Annotated in this window: 12 protein-coding genes; 10 read left to right on the top strand and 2 right to left on the bottom strand. The window is 72.3% G+C overall.

The features are described 5' to 3' along the window. Positions 1-13 precede the first annotated feature (13 nt). Positions 14-817 (top strand): methyltransferase domain-containing protein, encoded by an 804-nt coding sequence (locus AB0B48_RS10120; RefSeq protein WP_357198670.1) that lies wholly within the window; start codon positions 14-16, stop codon positions 815-817. Positions 818-1,233: 416 nt separating this feature from the next. Here AB0B48_RS10120 and AB0B48_RS10115 read toward each other — a convergent pair whose 3' ends face one another. Further along, on the bottom strand, positions 1,234-1,935 hold the full coding sequence (locus AB0B48_RS10115) for a hypothetical protein (protein ID WP_357198668.1): 702 nt from the start codon (positions 1,933-1,935) through the stop codon (positions 1,234-1,236). Positions 1,936-2,474: 539 nt separating this feature from the next. Here AB0B48_RS10115 and AB0B48_RS10110 point away from each other — a divergent pair. From AB0B48_RS10110 to AB0B48_RS10100, 3 genes are all read left to right on the top strand, one after another. Continuing rightward, positions 2,475-3,455: an ATP-binding cassette domain-containing protein gene (locus tag AB0B48_RS10110; protein ID WP_357198665.1), complete on the top strand. Its 981-nt coding sequence runs from the start codon at positions 2,475-2,477 to the stop codon at positions 3,453-3,455. Then, positions 3,452-4,279, top strand: a complete 828-nt coding sequence (locus AB0B48_RS10105; RefSeq protein ID WP_355010270.1) for an ABC transporter permease — start codon at positions 3,452-3,454, stop codon at positions 4,277-4,279. The genes AB0B48_RS10110 and AB0B48_RS10105 overlap by 4 nt, the downstream gene beginning before the upstream one ends. 297 nt (positions 4,280-4,576) lie before the next feature. Further along, positions 4,577-6,094: a hypothetical protein gene (locus tag AB0B48_RS10100; RefSeq protein WP_357198661.1), complete on the top strand. Its 1,518-nt coding sequence runs from the start codon at positions 4,577-4,579 to the stop codon at positions 6,092-6,094. Between the two features lie 16 nt (positions 6,095-6,110). On the opposite strand, the gene AB0B48_RS10095 is transcribed toward AB0B48_RS10100, so the two are convergent. Then, positions 6,111-9,290: a BTAD domain-containing putative transcriptional regulator gene (locus AB0B48_RS10095; protein WP_357198658.1), complete on the bottom strand. Its 3,180-nt coding sequence runs from the start codon at positions 9,288-9,290 to the stop codon at positions 6,111-6,113. Positions 9,291-9,403: 113 nt separating this feature from the next. Here AB0B48_RS10095 and AB0B48_RS10090 point away from each other — a divergent pair, with 113 nt between their 5' ends. From AB0B48_RS10090 to AB0B48_RS10065, 6 genes are all read left to right on the top strand, one after another. Further along, complete coding sequence (locus tag AB0B48_RS10090) at positions 9,404-10,237, top strand: ABC transporter ATP-binding protein (protein WP_357198655.1); 834 nt, start codon at positions 9,404-9,406, stop codon at positions 10,235-10,237. Positions 10,238-10,269: 32 nt separating this feature from the next. Continuing rightward, the gene (locus AB0B48_RS10085) at positions 10,270-11,253 is read left to right on the top strand and encodes an iron-siderophore ABC transporter substrate-binding protein (protein ID WP_357198652.1); all 984 of its coding nucleotides are present in this window, start codon (positions 10,270-10,272) and stop codon (positions 11,251-11,253) included. Between the two features lie 5 nt (positions 11,254-11,258). Further along, positions 11,259-13,358, top strand: a complete 2,100-nt coding sequence (locus AB0B48_RS10080; RefSeq protein WP_357198713.1) for an iron ABC transporter permease — start codon at positions 11,259-11,261, stop codon at positions 13,356-13,358. 25 nt (positions 13,359-13,383) lie between these two features. Continuing rightward, complete coding sequence (locus tag AB0B48_RS10075; protein WP_357198649.1) at positions 13,384-14,289, top strand: siderophore-interacting protein; 906 nt, start codon at positions 13,384-13,386, stop codon at positions 14,287-14,289. Positions 14,290-14,417: 128 nt separating this feature from the next. Continuing rightward, a complete protein-coding gene (locus tag AB0B48_RS10070; RefSeq protein WP_357198646.1) occupies positions 14,418-15,878 on the top strand; it encodes an SDR family NAD(P)-dependent oxidoreductase in 1,461 nt (486 codons plus the stop codon). Between the two features lie 48 nt (positions 15,879-15,926). Then, entirely contained in the window at positions 15,927-16,403 is a 477-nt protein-coding gene (locus tag AB0B48_RS10065; protein WP_355010264.1) for a heme-degrading domain-containing protein, read from the top strand. Positions 16,404-16,527 lie beyond the last annotated feature (124 nt).

Below are 16,527 nucleotides of genomic sequence, written 5' to 3'. Positions count from 1 at the left end.
GAGGTAGACACCGATGACAACCGCTACGAGCGACGACACCTATACCTTCGACAACGGCGCACCGGACGCCGTTCCCCAGATGCACGCGCTGGAGTCCTTCCTGGATCCGATCACGACGCGTCGGCTGGCCCGCCCGGTGCTGGAGCCCGGCGCGACCTGCTGGGAGGTCGGGGCCGGTGGCGGCTCGATGGCCCGGCGGATGGCCCGCGCGGTCGGCGACGACGGGCACGTGCTGGCCACCGACATCGACCCCACACACCTGGTGGCCGAGGGCAACCTGCACGTACGCCAGCACGACGTGCGCACCGAACCGCCACCCGGGGACGCGTTCGACCTGATCCACGCCCGGCTGGTGCTGCTGCACCTTCCCGATCGACGACGGGTCCTGCGTACCCTCACCGGCGCGCTGGCGCCCGGCGGGTGGCTGGTGGTCGAGGAGTTCGACTGCACCGCGCCGCAGCGGGTGTTGACCGCGCCCAGCGACGACGCAGCGAAGCTCTTCGCGCAGGTCATGGACGCCATGATGGGTGTCCTGGAGGACCACGGCGCCGACCTGGGATGGGCGCAGGACGTCCACACCGAGATGGCCCTCGCCGGCCTGACCGACCTGGACACCATCACCTACTCGCAGAGCTGGGCCGGCGGGTCGACCGGAACATCGCTCTACGAGACCAACTCCCGCCAGTTGGAACCGGACCTGCTGGCTGCCGGGCTGTCGCCCCAGCAACTCAACGCCTTCCGACGGCTGCTCCGTGACCCCGGGTTCGCCGTCATGTCGTACCACTTCGTCTCCACGCGGGGCCGCCTGCCGAGCTGAGCACGCGGACCACCGCGCGGAGCGCGGTCACGCCGTCCGTACCTCTCCCGTGCGCAGCACCTCCCCCCGCTTCGCCCCGGACAGCTCTACGACGGCACCGACCGCACCGGCCGGGCTCCCCCAAAGGGGAGCCCGGCCGCCCCACGCCCTCACGCCCTCACGCCCCGCGCCCCGCGCCCCGCGCCCCGCCGATCTTGCAGTTTCGGTTGCCGATACGCGTGGAAAGCCCCCTATGCCGAGACCGAAAGTGCAAGATCGCGGCATGAGGGCGGGCCCGGCCCGTGGATCATGGAGTTGTGGTGCCCTATTGACTGCTTTTCACGGCTTTTGTTTACCACCACAAGTCCATGATCGACGACGGTGGGGCGGGTTACTGGACCGTGACGCGACGCGACGGTGGTCCGGACCGCCCCGGCTCAGCGCGGAACGGTCTCCTGGTCGGCCAGCACAATCAGGTCGTCGGGGCGGGCCGACAGCGGCGCCGTCGCTCCGTCGAGCCACACCAGATAGCCCACCGGCGGACCGGACGAACCCCAGCGGGCACCGATGATCGTGGCTGACCGCCCGTCGTGCGGCGGCGTGAGCAGGCGTACCCGGGTGCCCGGCGCGTGTCCGTCGTCGGCGACTATCAGCAGCGCGTCGAGGATCTGCCGGACCCCGGCGACAGGCAACCCCGGAACGTACGGCTCGCCCGCGTGTCCCAGACGCGGGGTCATCATCGTGCCCAACAGCGCGCTCTGCCGGATCGCCTCCTGCCGGACCTGCCCGTCCACGCTGCGTCCGGCCACGGTCAGCGCCTTCTGGATGCGCGACCAGAGGGCCAGTGGCTCCTGGTCGAGCAGGCGGCGGGCCTCCCTGTCGACTTCGGCGCACGCCGTGTCGAGTGCGGTGTCCTCGCCGAGTTCGGCGATCCAGGCGAGGTCGCCCACCTCCGGCAGCAACCCCGGCGACTCGGCCACGATCACGATGTACAGCATCGCGAGCAGTTCCTCGCGGCCCTCGCCGTGATAGAGCGAGCCGACCCCGCTGCCGGTACGCCCGCGGCTGGGCGGGAACCGCTCGACGAGGTGCCGCGCACGCCCATGAGGCAGGGCCGCGGCCCGCCTGGTGTCCGACACCCGCTCCTCGAACGACCGCCGCTCACGGCGTTCGACGAGCAGCTGGCGATGCGGGTCGAACCCGATCGGATAGATCGTCCGCCCGTACCTGGAAAGGGTTTCGCCGGGCCGAAGGCCGACCGACTCGAGCTGCCGGGCCGCCTCCGAGTAGGCAACGCCAGCCCGCGCTGCGTGCTCCCGGATGGCGCGTTTGCGGGCGCGTCCCGGGGCCGGGGTCCGTCGGGGGGGTGGGATCAGACATGACGCCTCCGGTGCAGCCCCACGCACTCCACCGAACGGACGGCGTGACCGGCACGCCGAGAGTCGACACATCGGCGCGGAGTCGGAGACTCTTGGCCCCAAGCATGTGGTCGGGCGTGGGCCACCACATCGGGCGCTGGCAGGCGCTCTGCCGTGCCCAGCATATCGTGACGCCGACCGTCGGTGTGGACGCGCACACCCTGGCCGCCCTCACCCTCGACGACTGCGGTGTCAGCCCGTGTCAGCCGATGTCGGTGGCGTGTCGGGGCGGTGTCAGCGGGCGGGCGCAGGCTGTACGCATGACAGCTGACCTGGTGATCGAGGCCGAGGGCCTCGTGAAGACGTTCGGGAAGACGAGGGCGCTGCAGGGCGTGGACCTCGCCGTGCCCCGGGGGACGGTGCTCGGGGTGCTCGGCCCCAACGGCGCCGGTAAGACGACCGCCGTTCGCATCCTCTCCACCCTGCTGACCCCGGACGGCGGAACCGCCCGGATCGGTGGTTTCGACGTGGTACGGGACGCCGAACGCGTTCGGCAGAGCATCGGACTGACCGGCCAGTACGCCTCGGTCGACGAGGACCTGACCGGTCGGCAGAACCTGGAGCTGTTCGGCACCCTGCTGGAGCTGGGGCGCAGCGGCGCCCGGCGGCGGGCCGCCGAGCTGCTCGACTGGTTCGACCTGACCGATGCCGCGAACCGGCAGGCCAAGACCTACTCCGGTGGCATGCGGCGACGGCTGGACCTGGCCGCCAGCCTCGTCGGCTCGCCCGACGTGATCTTCCTGGACGAGCCGACGACCGGGCTCGACCCGGCCAAACGCGAGGACATGTGGGGCGTGGTCCGAACGCTTGTCAGCAACGGCTCGACAGTGCTGCTCACCACGCAGTACCTGGAGGAGGCCGACGCGCTCGCCGACGCGATCACGGTGATCGACCACGGCCGGGTGATCGCACACGACACACCTGACGGGCTCAAGCGGGTGGTTGGCGGGCAGACCCTGGAGGTCCGGCCGTCCGACCCGGCGCACCTGCCGCGTACCGCGGAGATCCTGACCCGGGTCGGCTCCGGCGCGCAGGCCGACGAGACCCGCAAGGGCGTGCTCGCGGTGCCGGTCACCGACGACGCGGCTCTGACCGAGAGTGTCGCGCGCTTCGCCGCCGCCGGCATCGCGGTCACCGAACTCTCCCTGCACCTGCCGAGCCTCGACGAGGTGTTCTTCACCCTCACCGGGCGCACGGCATCGGAAGACGACACCACCCGCCCCACGGAGGTCGCGGCATGAGCACTCTCACCGACGCGCCACCCACCCGGAACCGGGCGCTGTCGACGATCACCGCGCACCCGCGACCGTTTCGACTGGTCCGGCACTCGTTGGCACTCGCCAAGCGCAGCCTCATCAAGACCTGGCGTACGCCCGAGGCACTCATCGACGTCACCCTGCAACCGGTGCTGTTCCTCATCATCTTCGTGTACGTCTTCGGCGGCGCGGTCGCCGGCTCGACCCACGACTACCTGCAGTTCCTGCTGCCCGGCATCCTGGCGCAGACGATCGCGACCGGTGCCATCGCGATCGGCGTCAACCTCAACACCGACATCGCCAAGGGCATCTTCGACCGGTTCCGGTCGTTGCCGATCCCCCGCTCCGCCCCACTGGTCGGCGCGGTCCTCGGCGACGTCGTCCGGTACGTGATCGTCACCGTGTCGACCCTCGCGATCGGCTACGTGATGGGTTTCCGGATCGAGACCGACGTGTTCCGGGCCATCGCCGGGTGTCTGCTCGCGGTGCTGTTCGCGCTCTGCCTGAGCTGGCTGCCGGTGCTGGTGTCGATGAAGGTGCGGACCGCGGGTGCCGTGCAGGGTGTGATGTTCGCGTTGATCATGCCGCTGAGCTTCGCGTCCAATGTGTTCGTCGGCGCCGACACGCTGCCGGGCTGGATGCAGGCGTTCGTGGACGTCAACCCGATGACCCACCTGGTGGCGTCGGTGCGCGGGCTGTTCCTCGGCACCCCGCTGGACAACCACGTGTGGTGGACGCTCGCCTGGTGCGCCGGCTTCGTCGCGGTGTTCATGCCGCTGGCGCTGCGCGCGTACCGCAAGAAGATCTGACCTGGTCACGGCGTCGGCACCTCGACCTGCCGGCGCCGTGGCCGAATGCTGGCCCGGCGGGATGCACCGCCGACGGCAGCAACACCCGGACGGCGTCAGTCGTCGCGCCCGACACCACGATCGGGCGCGGACATGTCGCCCGTCCGGGGCGTGCCGTCGGCCCACGAACCATTGACCGGGGTCGGGGCGTCCGCCATGATTCCCCTCAACTCAATACTGACAACCGTCGCTGCGCATTCACTGGTGATGCGAGGCGGCGGTCGCGCGTCGGCGTCTCACGGGGGAGATCGTTGCCGGATGACCATGTCCAGAGTCAGGGCTGCCACCACATCGGAATCTCGGGCGCAGGCGGCCGAGGGCGACAAACCGGATGATCGGCGACTGACCGTCGGTCGTCGCCGCCTGCTCACCGGTGGGTCCATCGTCGCCGCGTCGCTGGTTGGCCAGAGCCTCCTCGGCAGCCCCGCACTGGGGGCGGCGGGCACCGAGCTGTCCGTCGGAAAGGTGGAGATCACTCCGTCGGCGGACGCGTACCTGGCCGGTTACGGCGTCGATACGCCCCGCCAGGCGACCGGGACCGCTGCCCCGCTGTTCGCGCGGTGCACAATCCTGTGGCACGAGGGCGTGCCCCACGTCATCGTCACCGCCGATGTTCTCGGCTTCGCACGTGGCCTGCACCGGTCGATCCGCAGCCAGGTGGTCGCTCTCGGGCTGGCGTCGGAGAACTTCGCCCTGACGGCCACGCACACACACAACGGTCCAGTGCTCCCCGACAAACTGGACCCGTTCATCTCGTACGGGATGAATTCCACTCTGCAGGCACAGGTGCGTGCCTACGGCGACCAGTTGGCCACGAAGATCGTGCAGCTGGTCCGGGACACACTTGAGGGCCCACGAACGGCGTGCACCCTCGACTACCAGGTCGTCGACCAGCACTTCTCGAAAAACCGGGAAAGTCTGCCGTACGTCGAGTCGGACGTACCTGTCCTGACGGCCCGTACGCCGGGTGGTGAGCCGCTGGCGGTGCTGTTCAGCTACGGGTGCCATCCGGTGGTGGCGGGGCGGCAGACCATGTTCGACCCGGACTACCCGGGGGACGCGGTCACCCGGATCGAGCAGGCGACCGGCGCCTTCGCCCAGTTCCTTCTCGGGCCGGCCGGCGACCAGAACCCTGACGGCGCGCGGGGTTGGGCCCAGCGGAGCCTGCGGGGCGCCGAGCTCGCCCAGGCCGTCACGACGGCGCTGCTGCGGCCGGGACGCCCGGTCGCCGGCCCGACGACAACCCACTACCGGGAGGTGAGCCTGCCGCTGGATGTGATGCTGACCGCGGGCAATCTTCGGGACGTGTCCGCGGCCTACGCCGTGCGGTCGAACAACCTTTCCCTGCCGGGTTACTACCGGCGGCACGCGCAGCAGATGATCGCGCAGATCGACGCCGGGACGTTCGCGACGTCGATTCCGGTGCCCCTGCAGTCCTGGAGGTTCGCCGGCAGCCCGGACCTTCGGCTGCTGCTGGCCGGTGGCGAGATCGTGTCCGGATACGCCGTCTACTTCCGGGCGCGATACGGCACGTCGAGCCAGCTGCTGTTCGCCGGCTACGCGAACGAGGTACCCGCGTACCTGCCCAGCGACGAACTGCTGCGGAGACCCGAGACGTACGCCGGCGGGATCGACACCGACTTCCCGGGCATCGCCGGCGGCTCGATGACGGTCTACGGCTGGTTGGGGCACCTCAAGGGAAAACCGACCGCCACCTCTCCCGACGGGGCGGAACAGATCCTCATCAGAGCGATCACCGCGGCACTGGCGGCCTAGCAGACTCCACCAGGCGCTAGGCGAGCAGGTCGTCCATCAGCTCGCGGAGCCGGGCGAGGGTCGCGGAGACCGACCGCCCGCGCCACACGGCCACCAATGGCTCACGTTGCTCCTCGTCCCCGAGGGCGGCGTTGAGTCGTTCGGCGTCGCCGGGCGGGAAGAACGTCCCGGCGTGGGTGCCGATGCGCGTCGCGAGCGCGAACAGCTCGCGAGCCGCCGCCACGTCGCCCCGGTGCGCGGCGAGTTCGGCGCCGCCCTGCGCCCATGCCCCGATGACCGGCAGGTCCCGTGAGGAGAGCGCCTCGTCGCTGGCGAGGCTCAGTGCGGCGGCCGCGCGCGCGTCGGCGTTCTCTCCCGGCACCGGTCGCACCTGCGCCACCCGCAGGTGCAGGACCGCCACCGCGACCCGGAGCATGGCGCGTGGCTGTGGCGGCGGGCCGGTCCAGCCGGCCAGGGTGCGGATCACCCCGTCGCCGTACGCCCGGGCTTCGTCGTACCGCTCGCGCTGCCACGCCACGTGGGCCAGCCCGAGGCACGCCACCGCGGCGTCCACGGCCTCGGCTTCGCCCGGCGCCGCCGTCTCGACCAGCCGCCGCTCGGCGTCCGGGTCGCCGGCGAGGGCGAGCTGCACGTCCAGCCGCACCCGGATGGACCGGGCATCCTGCGTGGCACCGATCAGCTCCATGTGGCGGACGCTGCGCGCGAGCCACTCGGCGGACCGGGCACCCTCGCCCGGCACCAGGAACTGCCCGACGGCACCCGCCGCCATCGCCATGCCCCACTGGTCGCCGGCCATCTCGAAACGACGGTAGGCCTGCTCGGCGTCGACGATCGACGCCTCGTGCATGCCACCGTTCTCCCAGACCGCGGCGCGGGCGAACAGGCCGAGCCCCTGCACGTACGGGTCGGGGTGCCCGACCATCTCGACGGTGCCCTTCATGCTCTCCTCCGGGTCGACGGCGTCGAACAGGGGTAGCGCAGTCGCGATAACGGTCAACCGGGACGACACCTCGTCCGGCCGGTCGGCGAGAACTGTCCGAAGTGCCCGACGGGCGAGCACTGCGAGCCGGAGGTCGCCGCTGATGCCGGCGTTGACCCCGGTCAACAGGCACATCCAGGCCAGCCGGTCGGCGTTGGGCAGCGGTCTGCCGCTGCGGCGGCCGTACGTGATCGCGGAGTGGAGCCGTCGCTTCGGGTCCTCGACGTGCAGGAGACCCGCCGCCCACCCGGACACTTCCAGGTGCAGTCCCCGAACCGCCCAGAGGTGGAACAGCGCGGTGGCGACCTCGACGGCGGCCGGCTCGTCGTCCTGCCCGAGTGCCCAGCGCAGACCCGCGACCAGGTTGTCCTGCTCGTCGGCGCAGCGGGTGAGCGCGTCGATCTGACCGGGGCCGACGAACTGGTCGGCGAGCGCGACCGCCTGCTCCCGCGCCCACTCGACCAGGCCGCCCATGGCCGGACCCCGTGCACCCACCGCGTCGAGGCGGGCTTCGCCGTACTCGCGGACCGTTTCGAGCATGCGGTAGCGCGGTGGACCGTCCCCCTCGACGAGGGTCAGCAGGGACTGTTCCACGAGTGTCGCCAGTCCACGACGGACATCCGAAGTCTGGGCGACCGCCGCGGCGAGGCCCGCGGTGAACGGCGCGGGGATGACCGCGACCCGCTGGAGCAGGTCACGGTCGTCCTCGGCGAGTAACTCCCTGCTCCAGTCGACCATCGCCCACAGGCTCGCGTGGCGCTCCGGCAGGCCGCGCAGGGCGTCGTCGAGCAGCGCGAAGCGGTCGCTCAGACCGGCGAGGACGTCGTCGATCGGCATGCTGCGCAGTCGCGCGGCGGCGAGTTCGAGTGCCAGCGGCAGGTTGTCGAGCCGGTGGCACAGAGCGAGTGCCCGCGTCGTGTCCCAGGTGGGCACCGCGCCACCGGCCCTCGCCCGGGTCTCGATCAGGGCGAGCGCGTCGCTGTCCGGCAGGGCGGTCAGCCGGTGGACCAGTTCGCCGGCCAGGCCCAGCGGTGCCCGGCTCGTCGCGAGCACGGTGACCTCGGGCGAGGTCACCGCGACCAGGTCCGCGACGACGGTGGCCACCGCGTCGAGGACGTGTTCGCAGTTGTCCAGCACGACCAACCCGTCGAGGTCGGGTGCCACGGCGCGAAGCCGTTCTGCGGGGTTGAGCACCCGCCGCTCCAGGCCGAGGTTGCCGCCGGTCGCCGAGGTGTCCGCACCCCCGAGGGCCGCGAGCACCGTGGGCAGCACCTCGTCGGACGAGCGCAGGCCGGCCAGTTCGATCACGCGTACCGACTGCCCGGCCGCCGCCGCGCGACGCGTCACCTCGGCGGCAAGACGGGTCTTGCCCGCGCCGCCGGCTGCCACGATCGTCACCAGAGGCGCGTCGGCGAGTCCCTCCACCACTGTCGCGACGTCGCGTTCCCTGCCGACGAGGGCGGTCATCGGCCGACGCCACGCGGCGGGCAGGGCGATCCGCATCGGCTGCCGGGGCGAGGGCTCGACGGCCGGGGTGGTCAGCTCGCCGCGCAGCAGCGCCAGGTGGACCTGTGTGATCACGGGTGATGGGTCGGTGCCGTAGCGGTCGGCCAGGTCGGCGCGCAGCCGCTCGACCACCTCCAGCGCCTCCGCCTCCCGCCCCTGGGCGGCGAGCACCCGGACGAGCAGGGCGGCGGAGGGCTCGTCCGGCGGTGTCCGCGCGGCGAGTCGGCCCAGGTCGACCTCGTCGTACGGGCCCGCGCCGGCGAGTGCCGCCTGCGCGCGCAGCGCGGCGACCTCCGCGAACAGGCGGGTGTCCTCGGCGCTGACCAACTCGGGCACCTCGGGGAACAGGGCCCGCGCCTGATCGGCCAGGCCGCGGGCGGCACGGACGTCACCGCACCGGAACACGGTGCCTGCCTGTTCGACGAGCGCGCGCGCCTCGACCGCGTCGACGGTGATCTCGTCGGCGGGCAGCCGATAGCCGCCCGGCACCGCGACCACGGGCAGCCCGAGGCGACGTACCCGGGACACGAGCGCCTGGACTGCGCCGGTCGCGTCGTCGGGCGGCACGCCGTCCCAGACGGCGTCGACGAGCAGGCTCACGGAGACCGCTCGCCCCCGCGCGTCGACGAGCGCGCGAAGCACCGCCGCGAGCCGTTCACCTCGAACGGGCTTGCCGTCGACGGCGAGTGGGCCGAGGGTCGCGATGTGCACGGACCCAGCATCCCTCACGCGCGCACGGGCCCGACGAGCACCGGTCCGTCCGGCCGGTCACGGCTGCGCGACCGGCTTGACAGGCCGTCATTCGGTTAGGTTAGCCTAACCTCATGCAGAGCGAGTTGGCGTCGGCCAACGGGGAGCGCAGCCTGTCCGGCGTCGACCTCCGTCTGGGCTATCACGGTGTGCCGGTTGTGCACGGTGCCGCGATCGACCTCCGCGCGGGTGCCGTCACCGCACTGGTGGGGCCCAACGGCAGCGGCAAGTCCACACTGCTGCGGGCTCTGGCCCGGCTGCACCCGATCGAGGCCGGAATCGTGCACCTCGCCGACGGCGTCACGGCCGCCAGCCTCGCGGCCCGGGAGTTCGCCCGGCGGGTCACGCTGCTCGCCCAGAGCCGGCCGGTGCCCAGCGGGGTCACCGTCCGCGACGTCGTCGGATATGGCCGCCACCCCTACCGGGGGCGCTGGCGCACCGAGGACCCGGACGGCCCCGCCGCCATCACACGCGCCATGGACGTCACCGGCGTGGCCGCGATGGCCGACCGTCCCGTCGACGAACTCTCCGGAGGCGAGTTGCAGCGGGTCTGGTTGGCCACCTGCCTCGCCCAGAACACCCCGGTCCTGCTCCTCGACGAGCCCACCACGTTCCTCGACCTGCGCTACCAGGTGGAGATCCTCGACCTGGTCCGTGACCTCGCGGACGACCACAACGTCGCCGTCGGCGTCGTGCTGCACGACCTCAACCAGGCAGCCGCCGTGGCCGACGAGGTGGTCCTGCTGCAACAGGGCCGGGTGCGTGCCACCGGCACCCCCGCGGCGGTCTTCACCGAGGACGCCCTCACCGAGACCTACGGGATCCGCATCGAGGTGACCACCGATCCGATCAGCGGACTGGTCACCACCCGCCCGGTCGGACGGCACGCGATCCGCGCCCTGGTCTGAACACCCCTCATCCCCAGCAGAGAAAGACCGTCATGACCCGTACCCGTTTCACCGCCCTCATCGCCGTCGTGGCCGCGCTGACGCTCGGCGCCTGCGGCACGACCGAGAAGACCGCCACCCCCGAGACCTCCGCCTCGGCCGCTGGCGGGCCGGTCACCCTCACCGACAGCCGGGGCAAGGAAATCACCCTCAAGGCCCCGGCGACCAAGGTCGTCGGTCTCGAGTGGGGTGAGGTCGAGATGCTGGTCAGCCTGGGCGTCATGCCGGTCGGCGTGGCCGACCCGAAGGGCTACGGCACCTGGGTCACCTCGGCGAAGCTCGACCCCGGCGTCAAGGACGTCGGCACCCGTGGCGAGCCCAGCGTCGACTCGATCGTCGCCCTCCAGCCCGACCTCATCGTGATGGAGGACGACCGGGGCGCCAACATGATCAGTCAGCTGGAGAAGTACGCCCCCGTCGTGGTCGCCAAGGGCAGTGACGCCACCGACAACCTGGGCCGGATGCGCACCGACCTCACCATGATCGCGAAGGCGGTCGGCAAGACCGCGCAGGCGGAGAAGCTGCTCGCCGACTTCGACGCGGCCATCGCCGACGGCAAGAAGAAGATCGCCGACGCGGGTGCCGCCGGCCAGCCGTTCGCCATCGCCGACGGCTGGAAGGAGGGCAGCACCGTCAGCATCCGGATGTTCGGCAAGGGCTCTCTCGTCTCCGAGATCGGCACCCAGCTCGGCCTCACCAACGCCTGGACCGGCAAGGTCGACGAGGCGTGGGGCCTCGGCCAGACCGACGTCGAAGGCATGACGGTCCTCAAGGACCCGGACATGCACCTCTTCTACAACGCCTCCGACGGCGACGACGTGTTCGCCGACGGCCTCGCCGGCAACGCCATCTGGAAGTCGCTGCCCTTCGTGCAGAAGGGCAACCTGCACAAGATGCCCAACGGCATCTGGACCTTCGGCGGTCCGCTCTCCGGCAAGCAGTACATCGACGAACTCGTCAAGACGTACGCGGTGTGAGCGTGCTGAACGCGCCCCCACGCCCGGAGCCGGCCACCCGGCCGGCTCCGGGCGGGCGCCTGGCCGTGCCCCGCATCGCCGTCGTCTTCGTCGCCGCGATCCTGCTGCTGCTCGTGGTCGGCGCGGTGCACCTCACCCAGGGCACCTCGAACGTCGGCGCCCTCGACCTGCTGCGGCTCGCGACCGGCGCCGACGATGAGGCGGCCCGCGTCCTGATCGCGTCCCGACTGCCCCGGCTGCTCGCCGGGCTCGCCATCGGCGTGGCGCTCGGGTTCGCCGGGGCGGCGTTGCAGTCGATCGCCCGCAACCCGCTCGCGTCCCCCGACACCCTCGCTGTCAACGCGGGCGCCCACCTGGCGATCGTCGCCGTCGCCGCGTTCGGCGTCTCACTGCCCGCGCTGCCCGCCGGCGGCCTCGCCTTCGGCGGCGGGCTGGCCGCCGCCGGCCTGGTGATGGCGATGTCCTCCGGTGGGCAGGCCGGCACCACCCGGCTGATCCTCGCCGGCTCGGCGACCGCGCTGGCGCTCGGGTCGGTGACCACCCTGCTGCTGCTCCTGTTCGAGCAGGCCACCATCGGGCTGTTCGCCTGGGGGAACGGCTCGCTGGTGCAGAGCGACCTGACCGCGCTGACCCAACTCGCCCCGGTGATCGTCGGCGCCGCCATCGTGCTCGTGCTGCTCGGGCACCGCCTCGACATCCTCGCCCTCGGCGACGACACCGCCACAGTGCTCGGCCTCGACGTGCGGCGCACCCGGCTCACCGTCATGGTGCTGGCCGTGCTGCTCTCCGCCGCGGCCGTCACCCTCACCGGCCCGGTCGGCTTCGTCGGCCTGTGCGCACCGGTGATCGTCAGGCTGCTCGCCCCCGTGGTGCCGGGCGTGCACCGCCACCGCGTCCTGCTGCCGTTGTCCGGCATCGTCGGGGTCATCATCGTGCTCGGCTCGGACGTGCTGCTGCGGGCCGTGATGGGCGGGCAGGCCGGGGTCGACATCCCCACCGGCGTGGTCACCACACTGTTCGGCGCGGCGATCCTCATCTGGCTGGCCCGCCGGCACCGCGACGCCGGCCCCACCCGTCGTCCGCCCGGCGGGCACGCGGCCGTCCGCTCCGCCGCCTTCCACCGCGGCGTCGTCGCCGTCACCGCCGTCCTGACCGTCTGCGCAGTGACGGTCGGCATGCTCGCCGGTGACACCTGGGTGCTGCTCGGAGACGTCGTCAACTGGGTCAACGGCAGCACCGGGCCCGCGTACACCTTCGTGCTGGACCAGCGGTGGCCGCGCGTCGCCGCGGCGGTCCTGGCCGGCGCGGCGCTCGCGGTAGCCGGCACCACAGTGCAGGCGGTCTGCCGCAATCCGCTGGCCGAACCCGGCATCCTCGGCATCACCGCCGGCGCCGGGCTCGGCGCGGTCTCCCTGCTCACCTTCGTGCCGCTGGCCGGGGTGTGGGCGGTCTCCGGCGTCGCCGGGCTCGGCGCGATGCTGGCGTTCGCCCTGGTCTACGGCCTGGCCTGGCGCGGCGGGCTGAGCTCCGACCGACTCGTGCTGATCGGCTTCGGCGCCTGGCAGGGCGGCATGGCGGTCATCACCTACCTGGTCGTGGCCTTCGACCCGTGGAACACCGGGAAGGCGTTGACCTGGCTGTCCGGCTCCACCTACGGCCGGATGCCCACCCAGGTGCTGCCGGTGGCGATCGCCCTGCTGGTGCTCACCCCGGCCGTTGTCGCCGCCCGCCGGGAGCTCGACCTGATGGCGCTGGACGACGACACCCCCCGCGTGCTGGGCGTTCGGCTGGAACGCACCCGGTTGATCGCGCTCGGCGCGGCGGCGCTGCTCACCTCCACAGCCGTCTCGGCCGTCGGGGTCATCGGCTTCGTCGGTCTGGTCGCCCCGCACGCCGCGCGGGCGCTCGTCGGCGGCCGGCACTCCCGGGTGCTCCCGGTGGCCGCCCTGCTCGGCGCGGCGTTGGTCAGCATCGCCGACACCTTCGGTCGGACGGTCATCGCGCCGGCCCAGATCCCCGCCGGCCTGGTCACCGCCATGATCGGCACCCCGTACTTCGTCTGGCTGCTGTGGCGCTCCCGCGCCGTGGCGAGCACCACCCGGTAGAGCCGCCCGCGTCGAGAGAGGCACCATGACCGAGACCCTGCCCATCGCCCCGTGGCGCGTGTTCGCCGTCGCCGTCCGCGCGGTACGCCGCCTGAGCCCGTCCTTCACCCGGGTGACCTTCACCGGGGCGAACCTGGACCGCTTCGCCGACAACGGTTACGACCAGCGGATCAAGCTGGCGCTGCCGCTGCCCGGTCAGGACCGGGCGACCCTGCCGGAGGGCGCGGACTGGTACGCGACGTGGCGGGCCCTGCCCGAGCATCTGCGCAACCCGATCCGCACCTACACCGTCCGGGCGGTCCGCCCGCACCTGGCCGAGGTCGACGTCGACCTGGTGCTGCACGGCGACAGTGGCCCGGCGACGCGCTGGGCGCGGCGGGCCAGCGTCGGCGACGAGATCGCCCTGGTCGGGCCGGATGCCGGCTACGACGGCAACCACGGCGGGGTCGAATTTCGACAGTCCGCCGGCGGCACCGTGCTGCTGGCCGGGGACGAGACCGCCGTGCCGGCGATCAGCAGCATCTGCGAGCGGCTTCCCCTCGACGCCCGGGGCACCGTCGTGCTGGAGGTGCCCGACGCCGCCGACGTGTTGCCGCTGCTCGCACCGCCCGGCGTCGAGGTCCGCTGGCTGGCCCGGGGCGCCGACGGGTACGGCAGCCGACTGGTGCCCGCCGTCGTCGCCGCGGCCGGGGAGCTGCTGGCCCCCGGCGCGTCGACAGCCGCCCAGCCCGTGCCGGACGTCGACGTGGACACCGAGATCCTGTGGGAGGTGCCCGAGCAGGTGGCCCCGGCGCCGCTCTACGCGTGGCTGGCCGGGGAGGCCGGCGTCATCCGCAACCTGCGCCGGCACCTGGTCGCCGAACGGGGTCTGGATCGGCGGGCGGTCGCCTTCATGGGCTACTGGCGTCTCGGACACTCCGACGCCGCCTAGCGCCGCGAGGCGCACCACGCCGGGCGGCCGCGAGGTGCGTCGGAGGCCGTGAGGCGCGTACCGTTTCGGGTCGGACTTGGGGCGGGCCGGCTGGAGCCGGTCCGGGATACGGGACGAGACAACGACGCATGACGGTGGACAACATTACCGAAAACGGTCAAGAGGGTATTGACCGAAGCCGGCTGGAGGCCTGCCTCAGCGTCTTCGAGGAATTGGAGGCGCTGCCCTCCGACCACCCCGACGTGGTGCAGGTGCAGCGGGCCACCGCCCGGCTCTACAAGGTGATCAAGCAGCGGCGGCGGGAGGAGCGGCGGGACGCCATCCTCGCCGCCGACCGCGCGGTGACGGAGGCCACCGCCACCGGCGCTCCGGGCCGGATCGACGACGAGACGCAGGGCATTCCGCTCGCGTCCTCGGTCGCGGGCGAGACGGCCGGCTTCCTGCACAACGCCCGCGGCTGCTACGTCTGCAAGCAGCGCTACCGCGAGGTGGACGCCTTCTACCACCAGCTCTGCCCGTCCTGCGCCGCGCTGAACCGTGAGCGCCGCGACGCCCGCACCGACCTGACCGGCCGGCGTGCGCTGCTCACCGGCGGCCGGGCCAAGATCGGCATGTACATCGCGCTGCGGCTGCTGCGCGACGGCGCGCACACGACGGTGACGACCCGGTTCCCGCACGACGCGGTCCGCCGCTTCGCCGCGATGCCCGACAGCGCCGACTGGCTGCACCGGCTGCGGATCGTCGGGATCGACCTGCGCGACCCCGCCCAGGTGATCGCCCTCGCTGACGACGTCAGCAGCCAGGGCCCCCTCGACATCCTGATCAACAACGCGGCGCAGACCGTCCGCCGGTCCCCCGGGGCGTACGCGCAGCTCATCGCCGCCGAGGCCGCGGCCCTGCCGGACGGCCCGCTGCCGGAGCTGATCACGTTCGCCAAGCCGGACGCGCAAGGCGGCCCGGTGGGCACCCTGACCGCCGGCCCACAGTCGACGGCGCTCACTCCGCACGCGCTCACCGCGCTGGCACTGACCAGCGGTTCGGCCTCGCCGGAACGGATCGCGGCGTCCACCGCCATCGACGCCGGCGGGCTCGTGCCCGACCTCGACTCGGTCAACAGCTGGGTCCAGCGGGTCCAGGAGGTGGACCCGGTCGAGCTGCTCGAAGTGCAGCTGTGCAACGTCACCGCGCCGTTCGTGCTGGTCAGCCGGTTGCGCCCGGCGATGGCCGCCGCGTCGGCCCGCCGCAAGTACGTGGTGAACGTGTCGGCCATGGAGGGTCAGTTCGGCCGCGGTTACAAGGGGCCGGGGCACCCGCACACCAACATGGCCAAGGCGGCGCTGAACATGCTGACCCGCACCAGCGCCGAGGAGATGTTGACCGACGGCATCCTGATGACCAGCGTCGACACCGGCTGGATCACCGACGAACGCCCTCACCCGACGAAGATGCGGCTGGCCGACGAGGGCTTCCACGCCCCACTGGATCTGGTCGACGGCGCGGCCCGGGTGTACGACCCGATCGTCCGCGGCGAGCAGGGCGAGGACCTGTACGGCTGTTTCCTGAAGGACTACGCGCCCTGCGCCTGGTGATCGCCCCCAGCGACGAGGATGATCGCCCGCACCAACAAGGAGAAGCACATGTCAGCTGACCGTGAATCGTGGCCGACGCTCGACGAGCTGCTGCGCGAGGAGAACGAGCTGGAGCTCGCGGGCCTGTCCGAGACCGACGCGTACGAGCTGGGGATGCTCGCCGTCGCCGCCGCGACCGAGCAGCGGCTGCCGGTCTCGGTGGGCGTGTGGCGGGCCGGGCGGCAGCTGTTCCACTGTGGCCTGCCGGGGTCGACGGCGGACAACGACGCTTGGCTGCGCCGCAAGGGGCGGGTGGTGATGCGCTTCGAGCACTCCTCGCTCTACATGGCCCGGCTGTGCCAGGACAAGCAGGTGACGCTGGCCGAGCGGTTCGGTCTGCCGGCCTCGCGGTACGCGGCGGCCGGGGGCGCGGTACCCCTGCGCGTGCGCGGCACCGGTGTGGTGGGCTGGGTCGGTGTCTCCGGGCTGCCGCAGTTGGACGACCACCGTTTCGTGGTCGACATCCTCCGCAAGCTCCCCCGATAGGGCGTTGCCGGCGGCCTCGCAGGCGAGGCCGCCGGGGGACGCGCAGCAGGGCGGGGTTGATGAGAACTGGCCCGCCGGCGGGGGGGCCGGTCGACCGACGGGGGCGGGTGGGGGTCGTCCGGAT

The sequence above is a fragment of the Micromonospora sp. NPDC049089 genome (genome assembly GCF_040648775.1).
Lineage (GTDB): Bacteria > Actinomycetota > Actinomycetes > Mycobacteriales > Micromonosporaceae > Micromonospora.
This window is presented reverse-complemented; position numbering and strand designations above follow the sequence as displayed.